Annotated in this window: 11 protein-coding genes; 6 read left to right on the top strand and 5 right to left on the bottom strand. The window is 69.5% G+C overall.

The features are described 5' to 3' along the window. Window positions 1-46: 46 nt before the first annotated feature. The 3 genes from IEX88_RS07405 to IEX88_RS07395 all read right to left on the bottom strand — a co-directional run bounded on the left by IEX88_RS07405 (window position 47) and on the right by IEX88_RS07395 (window position 5,532). A complete protein-coding gene (locus IEX88_RS07405) occupies window positions 47-1,303 on the bottom strand; it encodes a helix-hairpin-helix domain-containing protein (RefSeq protein ID WP_188849958.1) in 1,257 nt (418 codons plus the stop codon). A gap of 174 nt (window positions 1,304-1,477) precedes the next feature. Then, complete coding sequence (locus tag IEX88_RS07400) at window positions 1,478-4,210, bottom strand: AAA family ATPase (RefSeq protein ID WP_188849957.1); 2,733 nt, start codon at window positions 4,208-4,210, stop codon at window positions 1,478-1,480. Then, a complete protein-coding gene (locus IEX88_RS07395; protein WP_244639932.1) occupies window positions 4,210-5,532 on the bottom strand; it encodes a DNA repair exonuclease in 1,323 nt (440 codons plus the stop codon). Before IEX88_RS07395 ends, IEX88_RS07400 begins: the two co-directional genes overlap by 1 nt. A gap of 708 nt (window positions 5,533-6,240) precedes the next feature. On the opposite strand from IEX88_RS07395, the gene gntA reads away from it, so the two are divergent. From gntA to IEX88_RS07375, 4 genes are all read left to right on the top strand, one after another. Then, on the top strand, window positions 6,241-6,954 hold the full coding sequence (gene gntA / locus IEX88_RS07390; protein WP_188849956.1) for a guanitoxin biosynthesis heme-dependent pre-guanitoxin N-hydroxylase GntA: 714 nt from the start codon (window positions 6,241-6,243) through the stop codon (window positions 6,952-6,954). Next, window positions 6,951-7,550, top strand: coding sequence for a DUF1989 domain-containing protein (locus IEX88_RS07385; RefSeq protein ID WP_244639929.1), 600 nt, complete (start codon window positions 6,951-6,953; stop codon window positions 7,548-7,550). Before gntA ends, IEX88_RS07385 begins: the two co-directional genes overlap by 4 nt. A gap of 107 nt (window positions 7,551-7,657) precedes the next feature. Continuing rightward, entirely contained in the window at window positions 7,658-8,185 is a 528-nt protein-coding gene (locus tag IEX88_RS07380) for a gamma carbonic anhydrase family protein (protein ID WP_188849954.1), read from the top strand. Between the two features lie 97 nt (window positions 8,186-8,282). Further along, a complete protein-coding gene (locus IEX88_RS07375; protein ID WP_188849953.1) occupies window positions 8,283-9,398 on the top strand; it encodes a pyridoxal phosphate-dependent aminotransferase in 1,116 nt (371 codons plus the stop codon). A 49-nt stretch (window positions 9,399-9,447) separates the two neighbouring features. On the opposite strand, the gene IEX88_RS07370 is transcribed toward IEX88_RS07375, so the two are convergent. Then, entirely contained in the window at window positions 9,448-9,720 is a 273-nt protein-coding gene (locus IEX88_RS07370) for a sel1 repeat family protein (protein WP_188849952.1), read from the bottom strand. A gap of 395 nt (window positions 9,721-10,115) precedes the next feature. Between IEX88_RS07370 and IEX88_RS07365 the strand changes: the two genes are divergently transcribed. Continuing rightward, a complete protein-coding gene (locus IEX88_RS07365; RefSeq protein ID WP_188849951.1) occupies window positions 10,116-10,454 on the top strand; it encodes a DUF2147 domain-containing protein in 339 nt (112 codons plus the stop codon). Between the two features lie 215 nt (window positions 10,455-10,669). Next, window positions 10,670-12,247 (top strand): adenylate/guanylate cyclase domain-containing protein, encoded by a 1,578-nt coding sequence (locus tag IEX88_RS07360; protein ID WP_188849950.1) that lies wholly within the window; start codon window positions 10,670-10,672, stop codon window positions 12,245-12,247. Window positions 12,248-12,886: 639 nt separating this feature from the next. Here the strand turns inward: IEX88_RS07360 and IEX88_RS07355 are convergent. Then, a complete protein-coding gene (locus IEX88_RS07355; protein WP_188849949.1) occupies window positions 12,887-13,576 on the bottom strand; it encodes a glutathione S-transferase N-terminal domain-containing protein in 690 nt (229 codons plus the stop codon). Window positions 13,577-13,679: the final 103 nt, after the last annotated feature.

Below are 13,679 nucleotides of genomic sequence, written 5' to 3'. Positions count from 1 at the left end.
CGCTCCGCCCCCGCCGTCACCGGCCAGCCCTTCCCCGCTCCGCTCCCTACTCCCCCGCCTCGGCCTCGAGCCGCTTCGCCTGCTCGACCCATTTCTCGCGGTCCGCGCGGCCGTCGAAGCCGGTGAGCCTGTCGGCCCAGCGGACATCGTCCGCATTCCAGGCGGCGATCTGGCCGAAATGAAAGATGCCCTGGGAAAACAGCAGGCGCTCGATCGAGGGGCCGATGCCGGCGATCCGGGTGAGGTCGTCGGGCAAGCCGTCGCGGGGCGCATCGAGGCTTCCGGGGGCGGCCGCCAGAGCCGCCGCGTCGATCGGCGAGGGCTCGGGAGGAGCAGGTGCCTGGGCCAGGACCCGCCCGGTGCCGTCGGTGGAGAGCGGCATGTCCCGCCCGTCATCGACGCCGTCGGCGCCGGTCCCCCGCCTGTCGACCGACGGCTCGGGACGGGCGGTGCCGCCCTCTTCCGCCGCATCCCGACGGGGCGCGGTCGCGTCATCCGCCGCTTCCGCATCCACTTGTGGCGCGGTGGCGTCGTCCTCTCCTTCCGGCGCGCCCCGCAGGGGCGCGGCACCCCCGCTGCCCTTAAAGGCGGCCGGACTGTCCGTCGCCACGGCCACGCGATGGTCCGTCGCCGCGTCCGGCACGGTCCAACCGTCATCGGGCGCATCGGCGCTGCTGTGCGGCCAGGCGGGCCCTGCCGGACGCGCAAAATCGACGCTTTTCACGTCGCGGTCGAAAGCCGCGGAGCCGTGCTTCTTCGCCAGGGCATCGACCTTGAGCCCCGCCCTCTGCGATGCCGGGGGCGTCGGGCCATGCGGGTGGGGTTCGGCGAGGTCCGGTGCCTCAGGCGTATCCGATCCGGTCTCGGCGGCATCTGCCACGGGTTCGATGTCCGCATCGACGCCCAAAACACCGTCCACCGGCGCCCTCCCAGCAACGGCCGCCGAGACAGCACTGCCGCCAAAGCTTCCGAAGACGGCCGGGATCGACGATCCCTCGAGAGGCGCGTCCTTCGCTCCCGCCTCCGCGCGGCCGTCGGCGACCGGGTCGGACGGCGTGCTTTCCGCCTGGGCAGCGACGGGTTCGGCCTTTTCCGCGGCAAGACCGCCCGTCTCCGGGCCCGTCTCGCCGGCGACCGACCCTGCTTGAAGCGCCGCGGCCGATGCATCACCCCCGGCCTCGGGGCGCCTGACCGGTGGCGGCGCGGCCAGGGGCCGGCGGTGGCGGGAGGACCGACCGCAGAGGGCGCCGAGCCCCAGGCCGGCGGCGAGGAGGAAAAAGATCCGCCCGAGAAAGGTCAGCATGGAAAGTCCCGCCTAATGTCAGTGACGCCTGCGACAGACCTAGGGCATTGGCGGGACAACAGAAGTCGGGAATGGCGAGGAGTTTTGGGCGAGCCGGTCGAGGCGCGCGAAGCGGCCGGCAGCCCGCTCCTGACGGGATGGCCTGTTGCGACAGCCGAGCTCTTTTCGCGAAGCCTACAGCCGGAACATCTTGCCGCCGAGATCGCGGAAATCGCGCTCGCGGCAGGTGAGGACGACGATCTGCATCGCCTCGGCCGCCTTCTGCAACACAAGGTGCATGCGTTTCAGGCGCTCCTCGTCGGTGTTGACGAGGGCATCGTCCAGGATCACCAGCGCCGGATGGCCGCCGCGCTTCAGCACCGTCGCCAGCGCCAGCCGGGTCACCACGGCGACCTGCTCGCGGGCGCCGGCCGACAGGCGCTTGAACTCCTCGGCGACGCCCCGCCGGTTCAGCCCGGTGATAGCGAGCGAGGCGTCGTCGAAGGCGATCTCGCTTTCCGGATGGATCAGCCGCAGGAAGGGCGCGACCTGCGCCTTGATCGGCCCGAGCCAGTGCTCGCGCGCGGCGCGCTGGGCGGCGCAGAGTTCGGTGTGGAGAAGTTTCGAGGCCGCGGCCTCCAGAGTCAGACGTCGCACGCGCCCCGCCAGCGCCTCGCTCTCGCCCTCCAGCCGCGCGATATCCTCGCCGAGCGAGGAGAGGCCTTCCGCCCGAAGCTCGCCTTCCAGCGCCGAAGTCTCTTCGCGCAGGCCGGCGACGGTGCGGCGGATTTCATCGAGCGCGCGGCGCCGGGCCAGAAGCGAGCGGGCGACGGTCTCGGGATCGGCGGCATCGAGGGCGCGCCGGCGCAAAGCGACGACGGCCGCCTTGGCGCTGCGGTCGACATCGGCGGCGGCGAGGTCTTCGGCCAGCGCCGCGGCCGTGCGCCCTTCTTCGGCCGCGGCCCGCTGCGCCGCAAGATCACTGGCGGTGCGTGCGAGATGCTCGGCCTCGGCCTCGGTCCGGGCCAGACGCTGGTCGAGGGCTGCACCCAGCTTGCGCGCCGCCTCCACCGCCGCGTCCGCCGCCGCCCGGCACGTTTCGGCCTCGCGCCGCCGGGCGCGCGCCGCCGTCGCGTCGTCCGTCGACAGGCCGGGCATGCCGGCAGCCGCCGCGCCAACTGCCGGGAGGGCAGCACCCTTCGCTTCGACCTCGTTGGTCGCGCCAGTCGCGCCGGTCGCACTGGCTGGGCCCGTTGCTTCGTCGCCGGCCGGCAGAAGCGCCAGCGCCGCTTTCTGCGCCGCCAATGCGGCGGCTGCCGCGGCCATGCCTTCCGGCAGCAGGGTGGCGAGCTGCGTCTTCAGGAGCGCCGTCGCGTTCGCCTGCTCTTCCGCCGCGCGCAGTTTCTGGCGGAAATCGTCGAGGCTGGACACGCGGTGGCGCGCGAGCAGCGCCTGCAGCGCCGCCGCCGCTTCGTCGAAGGCGCGGCGCAGTTGGGCCGCATCGCCGCCCGGCTCGATGGTCACGCGGCCAAAACCCGAGAGATCGTAGGCGCTGCGGGCGAGCACCGGCAGCGCCGTGCCTCCGGCCAGAGGGGAGCCGTCGGCGGTGCGGACGCTGGCCCCGGCATCGGGTGCGAAGGTGACCGTCGGCGCCGTCGCCGCCATGCGGATTTCGGCCTCGCGGCGCGCCTGCTCGGCCGCTTCCAGCCCCTTCAGGGCGGCGCGGTCGAGGCGCTGGGCGGGCGCGGCGCCGAGCTCGGCGAGACGCTTCTCCAGCGCGGCGGCCTCGGCGATGCGGGCCTCGAGCCGGGTGATCTCGGCCGACACGCGCTGAAAATCCGCGCGCGCCAGGCCGGCCTCGTGCGCCGCCTCGGCTTCGGCGAAATCGGCGCGGGCCGCCGTTCGCGCGGCCTCCAGCCGGACGAGTTCGGCGCGCTCGGCCGCCTGCGACCGGCGCAGATCCTCCAGCCCCACCGCCGCCGCATCGCGCCGCGCCGTCGCCTCGGCGAGCGCCTTGGCGAGCCGCTCGCGTGCCGCCAGCCGCTCGGCCGCGGCGGCCCGGCGCGCTTCCGCGGCTTCAAGATCGCGCCGGGCGCCGTCGTGGGCGGCGGCAAAGCCCTCGACGGCGCGCGACTCGGCCTCGGCCGCATCCACCGCCGCTTCCGCCTTGGCCACGGCATCGTCGTCGAGATAGGTCTTCAACACCTCGCGGCGGCGACGCAGGCGCTCGATCTTTTCCTCATAGGCGTCGCGCGCCGACAGCCGCTCGGCCAGTTCCGCCCGCAGCGCCTGCAGGCGCTTTTCCGCTTCGACCAGCGGGCTTGTTCCGCTCGGCCGGCCTGTCGCGGTGAAGAAGACCGCCTGCCGCGCCTCCGCGGCCGCCAAGAGCGAGCGCCCGCGTTCGCCGCCGAGGATCTGGCCGATCTCGCCTTCGAGCGAGGCGGTGACGGCATTGCGGCCGACGCCGAGGTCGAGGTCGTGCTCGTGCGAGCGTCCCTGCTCGACCCAGAGCAGGCCGAAGGCACCCTGGTGCTCGTCGCGCTTCAGCCGGGCGCCGCTGGAATGGGCGAAACCGAGGAGCTCGGCGAGCTTGTCCTCGACCGCATCGCCCGACAGCGCCCCGCCGGGCCAGGACAGCGCCGCCTCCGGCCGCTGCAGAAATCCCTTGGACAGGCTGTACTCCGTTCCGCCGGTGGTGAAGCCGACGCTGATCTCCGGCCGCACCGTGCGGCCATAGGGCGCGAGCGCCTTCACGGCCTCGCCGCCGGCGCGGTGTTTTTGGAAGAAGGCGGCGCGCAGCGCCACCAGAAGCGTCGACTTGCCCGCCTCGTTGTCGCCGACGATGACGTTCAGCCCCGGCTCGAAATCCTCGAGCGAAACGGCGCCGAGGCCGGCGAAATCCTTCAGGGACAGCGCAGTCAGATACATCAGACGGCTCCTCCGTCTGGGACGGCAACCGCTGACGCAGGCGCCGAGGGCTCCGCCGGATCGCTGTCGTCGGCCGTCGTCGTCTCGCTGATGCCCGACGACGTCGCGGCATCCGACATTCCAGCCTCTGCCGGTTCGCCTGTCACCTCACCTGCCGCCCGCGCACCTGCCAGTCCAGCCGCGCCCGGTGCCGGGCGCGGCGCCGCCGCCGGCGCCAGCCGGACATGCTCGACATAGGCGATGCGCAGCGCCAGAGCGGCCGCCTCGCGCTCGGGGTCGGCCGGGTCCGCCGCCCGCTCGCGCAGCCGGTCGATGGCGGTGCGCACGAAGCCGGCGACATCGATGCGGTCGAGGTCTTCGGCGTCCGGCTCGTCGACGAGGCCGGCGTCGTCGACCCTGAGATCGAAGAAGCGCGCGCCCCAGAATTCCAGCCGCTCGTCCAGCGCCACCCGGCCGCGCAGCGGCAGGCTGCCCGACAGGCGGAGATCGACCAGCGTGCGGCCGGGCATGTCGATCGCGCCCAGCACGTCGTCCAGCGCATCGGTATCGCCGAGCAGCGAGACCGTCCGCGCCGTCCAGAAAAAGCCCGAGACGGCTACGGCTTCGACTCGGGGCGAAGCGCCGGGCGCATCGATCTCGACGAGGGCGACATGGCCCGGCCGGTTGGCAGGGTAGCGGTCGGGCTCGGGCGTGCCGCTGTAGAAGGTGCGCGGGGCGATTTCGAGAAGACCGTGCCAGTCGCCGAGGGCGAGATAATCGAGCCGCGCCCTATCAGCGCGGTCGTCGGCGATGGGATTGCCGCTCTCGGCCTTTTCCGGCAGCCGGTTGGCGACCGAGCCATGGGCGAGGCCGACGCGAATGGCGGACGCCGGCGTCTCCGCCCGGTCGAACCAGGCCGTGAGGTCCGCGCCCTCGTGCCGGCGCACCAGCGGCGCGGGGAGGACGACGAGCCGGCCGTCCAGCAGCACGACCGGTTCGGGCGCATCGGCGAGGATGACGTTCGCGGGCAGGCCGAGCCGGCGCAGCCGCGTCCAGACCGAAACGCTGAGCGCGGCGTCGTGATTGCCCGGCAGCATCACCCAAGGCCCGGCAAAATGCGCCATCGCGTCGAGCGTGCGGCGGATCTCGCGGTCGCTGATGGTGTTGTCGTCGAACGCGTCGCCGGCGACGAGCACGGCGTCGCAGGCCCGCTCGGCGGCCAGACGCGCCAACCGCTCGACCGTCTTGAACCGCTCGGCCTTCAGCTCGCCGCGCTTTTCCGCGTCGAACGCGCCGAACGGCTTGCCGATCTGCCAGTCGGCGGTGTGCAGGAATCGGATCACCAGGACGCCTTCATGCCATGCCGGGGCTCCTTGCTGCGCAAAGCCCGCGGCGAAGGCAAGGCGGGCGGGGAATGGGGCGGAGATTTCAACCGGTTTGTTGGCGGAGAGCACGATCGGCCGCGAAGCCGTCAGTCCCGCCGAAACGGCCGAGCTTGTCGGAGGCGTTGCCAGGTAAACCTCCAGTGCGTCTTCGAAGACATGCAGAGGGTCATCGAACGCCCTCCTATCTTGCTGGGGCGAAAGCTGCCGGCATGGGGCCTGCACGGTGACTGTCGGATGCGACGTGTTCAGTATGTGCTGAAGCTGCCGGGCGCTTCCCGACCACCCTCATCCTGAGCCTGTCGAAGGACGAGGGTCGGCACCGCGGATTTTTCACCACAATGTTCGGAGAGATTCGGCGGGACGAAGGGCAGGCCGGCCGTTCAGGCGCATTGCCGACCCTCGTCCTTAGACAGGCTCAGGATGAGGGTGACAGGTTGGGCGTCGAGCGGAGGGCGGAGGGGCGCGACCGTCCGCCGCCACTGAAGTTGCGCAGAGCTGGTGCGGACCGGCAACCTCGAATATGCCGATGGAAGTCTGACACGCCGCGCGGATGCCCCTCAGAACCGGCCTCGGTCCCGTCCCGGCTACTGACCATCGTGTCGCAGCTACGGAACAACCCCAGGCCGACCGGGTTCACGGACTCCACGAGCTAGACCTGGGGTCACGATGCAATCCGACACCACGACCGATTTTCGCGCGGAAGACGATCTGCGGGCTTTTATCCTCGATCAGGACTTTCCCTGCGTCGGCGCGAAGTCCGCCGTGCAGAAGGGCCGCATGACGGTCTACACCGCCCGCTCGATCGAAAGCGCCTGGAACGACGTCGAGATCCAGGACAGGCTGATGCGCTTTGCCTGGGACTACGCCAAGGAGCCGACGCTGTTCACCAGCTTCGCGGTCGTCTTCGAGGGGCCGGACGATCTGTCGGAGACTGAATTCGAGCGCCACCTCTGGGCGCGCGTGCAGTCGCTCGCCGACAAGGATGCCTGGCGCGGGCAGGAGCACGATCCGCGCGTCAGCCACGACCCCGACGATCCGCATTTTTCGCTGAGCTTTGGCGGCGAGGCGTTCTTCGTCGTCGGCCTGCACCCCCATGCCAGCCGCCCGGCGCGCCGCTTCCGCCACCCGACCATGGTGTTCAACCTGCACGCCCAGTTCGAGATGCTGCGCGAGCAGAACCGCTACGAGAAGCTGCGCACCGCCATCCTCGACCGCGACATCAAGCTCGCCGGCGACATCAATCCGATGCTGGCGCGCCACGGCACGATCTCCGAAGCCCGCCAGTACAGTGGGAGGGCCGTCACGGAGGAATGGGCCTGCCCCTTCTCCAGCCCGAAGCAGGCTGGCCCCGAAGCCGCCAAGCAGAAAGTCTCCCGTTGAGCCACGCCCACGACCATCCCTCCGAAATCGCGCCGCGCAGCGGGGCCGCCTTCGAAGTGAAGGCCGGGCAGATGCTGACCGTCATCGATCCACTCGGCGGCCAGGTGGCCGACCTTCTGACGATCGCCAAGGCCGACATCCGCGAGATGCTCTCCTCCGGCCGCACGCTTGATTATGCCGAGCGCATCTACCTCACCACTGGCGACAAGCTCTATTCCAACCGCTCAAACGTCATGCTGGAGATCGTCGAGGACACGGTCGGTCGCCACGATTTTCTGCTCACCCCATGCAGCGAGGCGACGTTTCGCCTGTGCTATGACAACGAGCCGCCGCATCGCGGTTGCCACGGCAACCTCGCCGCCGCTCTCGCACCCTACGGCATCGAGGACGACGCCATCCCCGTCGCCTTCAACTGCTTCATGAACGTGCCGGTCGACGGCGTCACCGGCACGTTCAAGGTCCTGCCGCCGCTGAGCAAGGCCGGCGACCGGATCGTCTTCCGGGCCGAGATGGACCTCATCGTCGGGCTGACCGCCTGCTCGGCCCCGGCCAGCAACGGCGGAACGTTCAAGCCGATCCACTACGAGATCCGCTAGAACCCGACGCGTCCCGTGACGTGCCCGACGCGACGACGGCCATGGCCCCCTGCCTTGACCGGGCCGCGTCGCTGCCGCAGGCTCGTGGGCCAATCGGAGAGGGTTTCATGGCAATCTATGCGTTGGACGGGCAGGCGCCCGAGATCGCGGCGGACGTCTTCGTCGCGGAAGGGGCCCGGGTGATTGGTCGCGTGCGGCTCGGCGACAACGTCGGCATCTGGTTCGGCGCGGTGCTGCGCGGCGACAACGAGTGGATGGAGATCGGCGCCGGCACCAACATCCAGGACAATGCCACGCTGCACAGCGACATCGGCTCTCCCCTCACCATCGGCGCCAGCTGCACCATCGGCCACGGCGCCATCGTGCATGGCTGTACGATCGGCGAGAACACGCTGATCGGCATGGGCGCGACCATCCTCAACGGCGCCGTCATCGGCGCCAACTCCATCGTCGGCGCCAACGCCCTCGTCACCGAGGGCAAGCAGTTTCCCGACCATTCGCTGATCGTCGGCTCGCCGGCCAAAGCCGTGCGCGATCTCGATGCCGCCGCGGCTGACGCGCTCCGTGCCTCGGCCATACACTACCGCGACAATGCCCGCCGCTTCGCCGCAGGGCTGCAGCGCCTCGACGGCTGAGCCTGTCGGCGAAAGGTCCCGCCGCACCTGGGCGACTGGCCACGGCCGCCGAAACGCGGCAGAACGGGCACCGTCTTCCCCTGCCGCCGAGAACGCCATGACCGCTCCGCTCTTCTCCCCCCTCGCCCGCTCTCTGCCGGCGACGATCCCCTTCGTGGGGCCGGAGGCGCTGGAGCGCCAGACGGGGGTCGCCTTCAAGGCGCGGCTGGGCGCGAACGAGAGCGTGTTCGGACCATCGCCCAAGGTCGTGGCGGCCATGGCGGCGGCAGCAGCGGAGAGCTGGGCCTATGGGGATCCCGAGCAGGCCGAGCTGAAGGCGGCGCTCGCCGCTCATCACCGGCTGAAGCCGGAGAATATCACCGTCGGCGAGGGCATCGACGGGCTGCTCGGCCATCTCGTGCATCTGGCGACAGAGGCCGGCGACGGCGTTCTGACCTCGCGCGGCGCCTACCCGACCTTCAACTACCATGTCGCCGGCCGTGGCGCGGTGCTCGACATGGTGCCCTACCGTGACGAACGGCCGGCTCTGTTCGAGGACATCGACGCGCTGCTCGAGCGGGCGCGCGCGACGCGGCCAAAGCTCGTCTACTTCGCCAATCCCGACAATCCGACCGGCTCCTTCCACCCCGCCGAAGCGGTCGAGCGGCTGATCCGGGAGGTGCCCGAAGAGACCATCCTCGTCCTCGACGAGGCCTATGGCGACATGGCGCCCGCGGGCGTGATGCCGCCGGAGGATCTCATCCGGCCGAACCTCGTGCGGTTCCGGACCTTTTCCAAGGCCTATGGCATGGCGGGCGTGCGGGTCGGCTATGCCTTCGGCGATCCCGGCTCGATCCGGCAGTTCGATAAGGTGCGCAATCATTTCGGCGTATCGCGCATGGCGCAGGCCGGCGCGGTGGCGGCGCTCGGCGACCAGGAGTTTCTGCGCCAGACGGTGGAGCGCATCGCGTCGGCGCGCGAACGGCTGACGGGCATCGCCCTGGCGGCGGGGCTCACACCTCTCGCCTCGGCGACGAATTTCGTCGCCATCGACTGCGGCCGCGACGCGGCCTATGCCCGCGCGATCCTGACCGAGGTGCTGAAGGAGGGCGTCTTCATCCGCATGCCGGGCGTCGCCCCGCTCGACCGGATGATCCGCGTCAGCGTCGGGCGCGAGGCCGACATGGCCTTGTTCGAGGCGGCGCTGGCCGTCGCCTTGCAGAAAGTGGACTGAGCTCGGCGTCGCCGGGAGCGGCGGGACCGGACTTCATCGAAGCGTCAACTCAGTGGAAGGCGATCCATTCGCGCGCGGCGCGCAGGGCCTTGGCGATTTCCAGCTTGGTCATCTGCGCGGCGACCTGCTGGCGGTGGTAGGCCGCGTCCTCGGCGCCGCCGCGGTCGGCGAGGTTCAGGTACATGTGCGCGGCGACGAGGTCGACGGCGCCGTCGCGGCCCGAGGCGCAGAGGATGCCCATCTGGAAGAGCACGTCGGCGCTCGGGGTGAAGCTGGCGCCGATGGTGCCGGTGGAGTGGTCGGTGAAGTCGAAGCGGGCCATGAATATTCCCCTGTCGGTGTCCGGCGGTTGCGTCCGCCCTGTTTCGATGCCTGGAGAATGCCGCCTTCGCTTGAACACTCCGCTAAAAGGCGTGGCTAATTTGAGTTAAATGCTCTGGTCATCTTCTGCTAACACTTCGCGCTGCTCTGCCTCAACGCCTTGTATTGCAGTCGCTTGCGACAACATGGACAGATGTTCATGCATCCGGGCGTGAACACTTCCATAACCATGCAGACGACGAAGCACGGGAAAAACCGTTGCCCCTAAGTGGCGGCGGGCTCCGGGCCGGGGTGCAGAATTTGCTTGGTGCCGCGGGCTCTCTTGAATTACGCTTACGTCAAGGGAAGCGACAAGAGCGACGCGGTCGCCGGCTTCTCCGTCTCGGGAGACCTTGCATGAAAACCACCGCCCTCACCTTCGCCGCCCTCCTCCTCGCCGTCGCCGGCGCCCAGGCCGCCGAGCCGGTCGTCGGCAAGTGGAAGACCGCCAGCGGCGAGACCGCCAGCATCGCCGCCTGCGGCGGGGCCTATTGCATCACCCTTCTCACCGGCGAATCCAAGGGCCGCCAGATCGGCAAGATGAGCGGTTCGGGCGAGAAGTATTCGGGCGAGATCACCGACCCCAAGGCCGACAAGACCTATGCAGGCAGCGCCACCGTCACCGGCGCCTCGATGAAGCTCACCGGCTGCGCGCTGAAGATTTTCTGCAAGTCGCAGACCTGGTCGCGGCAGTAGACAGCCGCCCGAAAGCGCTAGGGCGCGCCGCCCCCGGACGGTCAAAGCCGCTGGCCGTCCGGGCGCCCGGCGACGCCCTCTGCGGCGCGCCCATCCAGGCGGCGGCAGGCCTGGCGGCCTTGTCCAAAATAGTTCGGCGGCCGGAGCATTTCCGGCTGACGAAGGGGAAGGAAAGAGGCTAGCTTCCGTCACTTTTCACAGGTGCGGGTGATGGCATGTCTGCAGCTCGGTTCTTCATGGCGCGTCCGATCTGGTTCGCCGCGCTCGTTCTCCTGGCGCTGGTGCTCCTGCCGGTCGCTGTCTGGCTCGATCTCAGCCACCTCTCCGACGTCTCGCTGAAATCGCAGGCGACGAGCCTCAACACTGTCATCACCGACATCCGCGGCTACTACGCCAAGAACGTCGTCGGCCGCATCCTCGCCGCGCCGGACACCAAGACCGTGATCACCCACAACTATGCCGACATTCCCGGCGCCATCCCGATTCCCGCCCGCATGTCGCTGGAGCTCGGCGACCTCATCGGCCAGCGCGGCGAGACCGTCGGCTACCGCTTCGTCTCCGACATGGTGTTCAAGAGCCGCGAGCCGCACGATCTCGACGCCTTCGAGGTCGCGGCGCTGAACAGGTTTCGCACCGAGCCCGCCGAAAAGCGCACGCTCATCACCGAGGTCGGCGGCTCGATCTTCGACCGCCAGATCCGCCTCGCCGCGCCCGTCGTCATGGCCGAGGCCTGCGTCGCCTGCCACAACACCCACCCGGAAAGCCCCAAGCGCGACTGGAAGGTCGGCGACGTCAGGGCCATCCAGGAGGTGACGCTGCAACAGCCGATCGCCGCCAATCTCTTCTCGTTCAAATACCTCTTCGCCTATTTCACCGGCGCCGCGATCGTCGGCATCGCCTTCGCCACGCTGCAATGGCGCCAGGCGCGCGCCTTCCGGCGGCTGAACAGCGAGCTGGAGGAGAGCAATTCCTTCCTCGCCACCGTGTCGATGAAGATCTCGAAATACCTTTCGCCCCAGGTCTACAAGTCGATCTTCTCGGGCGAGCGCGACGTCGTCATCTCCACCGAGAGGAAGAAGCTCACCATCTTCTTCTCCGACATCAAGGATTTCACCGTCACCTCGGAGCGGCTGCAGCCGGAGGAGCTGACGCGGCTGCTCAACGAGTATTTCACCGAGATGTCCAAGATCGCGCACGAGCATGGCGCCACGGTCGACAAGTTCATCGGCGACGCCATCCTCGCCTTCTTCGGCGATCCCGAGACGAAGGGCCCGCGCGAGGACGCGAAAGCCTGCGTCGCCATGGCCATCGCCATGCAGCGCCGCATGGTGCAGCTCAACACCGAATGGCGCCGCCGCGGCATCGAAAAGCCGTTCCAGGCGCGGATGGGGATCAACACCGGCTACTGCAATGTCGGCAATTTCGGCAGCGCCGACCGCATGGACTACACCATCATCGGCGCCGAGGCGAACCTCGCCGCCCGGCTCGAACAGATCGCCGAGCCCGGCGGTATCGTCATGAGCTACGAAACCTTTGCCCTCGTCGAGGACGGCGTACGCGCCCACGCCCTCCCCTCGATCACCCTCAAAGGCATCAGCCGCCCCGTCATCCCCTACGCCGTCGACGACATCCACGAGGCGACGGAAACGGCGCCCTCGGGCGTCATTGACGAATTCAGCGACGGGGCGCGGATCTTTCTGGATATCGAGCGGCTGAGCGCGGCGGAGCGGGCGCGGTTGGAGGGCGTGCTGGTGGGAGCGGTCGGGGCGCTCAGGCGGCGGCAGGAGGTGTGACGAGGGGCGCCGCCGCCGCCCCGTGCGTAGCCCTCGCCCTTCGACAGGCTCAGGGCAAGGGGCCAAAGACAGGGTGGGGGACACGGAAACGAGGGACCAGGGAGCGGGGTGCGGGCTCGGCCCCCTCACCCCTCATGCTGAGCCTGTCGAAGCACGAGGGGTCGGCACCACGGTCGTGCGCCAACACACCCGCTTCGTCATCCCGGACTTGATCCGGGATCCATTCCAAACCGCTGAACGCGACCGAGGGCGGTGGAGGGCCGTCCTGAACCGGTTTGGCAGTGACGCCGTCTCGGCATGGATCCCGGCTCAAGGCCGGGATGATGAATCTGAGAGGGTTGCGGGCGTCTTTCGTTCTCGCGCCGCCGCCACCCCGTGCGTGGCCCCTCGCCCTTCGACAAGCTCAGGGTGAGGGACCAAGGAAAAGGTGAGGGACGCGGAAACGCGGAGGACCAGGAAGCGCCCTCGGCCCCCTCACCCCTCATGCTGAGCTTGTCGAAGCACGAGGGGTCGGCACCACGGTCGCGCGCCGCCACCCTGTGCGTGGCCCCCCGCCCTTCGACAGGCTCAGGGTGAGGGGCCAGGGGAAGCGTGAGGGCCCGTTCCAAACGTAACTCGCACCGCCCCCCGGAAGCCCCCTCACCTTTGCCCGAACAGCACCTTCTTCGCCTCCTCGTCCTGCGCGATGTTCTTGCGGTGCTCCGCGCCGAGCGCGAGCCCCCGCTCCACCGCCGGCCGTGCCTTCAGCGTCTCGAACCAGCGCTTCAGGTTCGGGAACTCCGCGAGGTCCTGGCCCTGATTGGCGTGGGGGACGATCCAGCCGATGGAGGCCATGTCGGCGATGGAGTAGGCGCCGCCGAGGAATTCCACCTCGCCGAGGCGCTTGTTCATGACGCCGTAGAGGCGGTGGACCTCGTTGGTGTAGCGGTCGATGCCGTAGGCGATCTTTTCCGGGGCGTATTGACGGAAATGGTGGGCCTGGCCGGCCATGGGGCCGAGGCCGCCGACCTGCCAGAACAGCCATTCCTCGACGGCGACGCGCGCGCGCTCCTCCTGCGGATAGAACTGTCCGCTCTTGCGGCCGAGATATTGCAGGATGGCGCCGGATTCGAACACCGAGATCGGCGTGCCGCCGGGGCCGCCCGGATCAACGATGGCGGGCATGCGGTTGTTCGGCGCGATCTTCAGGAAGGACGGCTCGAACTGCTCGCCCTTGCCGATATTGATATATTTGACGTCGTAGGGGAAGGGGAGGCCGAGCTCCTCCAGCATGATGGAGACCTTCCAGCCGTTCGGGGTCGGCCAGTAGTAGAGTTCGATCGCGGACATCGGCGTGCTCCTCGGGAAGGGATGGCTGCGGCGGAAGCTAGCGCGCCGGCGCGCCGGTGCAAACGCGCCACGGGGTGACGCGGTGTTCGCAAAGGCGCTTCCC

This window comes from Aureimonas glaciei (assembly GCF_014643375.1).
Lineage (GTDB): Bacteria > Pseudomonadota > Alphaproteobacteria > Rhizobiales > Rhizobiaceae > Plantimonas > Plantimonas glaciei.
The sequence above is the reverse complement of the archived record's forward strand: the minus strand, read 5'-3'. Positions and strand labels throughout refer to the sequence as shown.

Coding starts and splice junctions, on each gene's coding strand:
- IEX88_RS07400 (WP_188849957.1), bottom strand. CDS start 4,210: ATGTATCTGACTGCGCTGTCCCTGAAGGATTTCGCCGGCCTCGGCGCC.
- gntA (WP_188849956.1), top strand. CDS start 6,241: ATGCAATCCGACACCACGACCGATTTTCGCGCGGAAGACGATCTGCGG.
- IEX88_RS07370 (WP_188849952.1), bottom strand. CDS start 9,720: ATGGCCCGCTTCGACTTCACCGACCACTCCACCGGCACCATCGGCGCC.
- IEX88_RS07380 (WP_188849954.1), top strand. CDS start 7,658: ATGGCAATCTATGCGTTGGACGGGCAGGCGCCCGAGATCGCGGCGGAC.
- IEX88_RS07360 (WP_188849950.1), top strand. CDS start 10,670: ATGTCTGCAGCTCGGTTCTTCATGGCGCGTCCGATCTGGTTCGCCGCG.
- IEX88_RS07405 (WP_188849958.1), bottom strand. CDS start 1,303: ATGCTGACCTTTCTCGGGCGGATCTTTTTCCTCCTCGCCGCCGGCCTG.
- IEX88_RS07355 (WP_188849949.1), bottom strand. CDS start 13,576: ATGTCCGCGATCGAACTCTACTACTGGCCGACCCCGAACGGCTGGAAG.
- IEX88_RS07375 (WP_188849953.1), top strand. CDS start 8,283: ATGACCGCTCCGCTCTTCTCCCCCCTCGCCCGCTCTCTGCCGGCGACG.
- IEX88_RS07365 (WP_188849951.1), top strand. CDS start 10,116: ATGAAAACCACCGCCCTCACCTTCGCCGCCCTCCTCCTCGCCGTCGCC.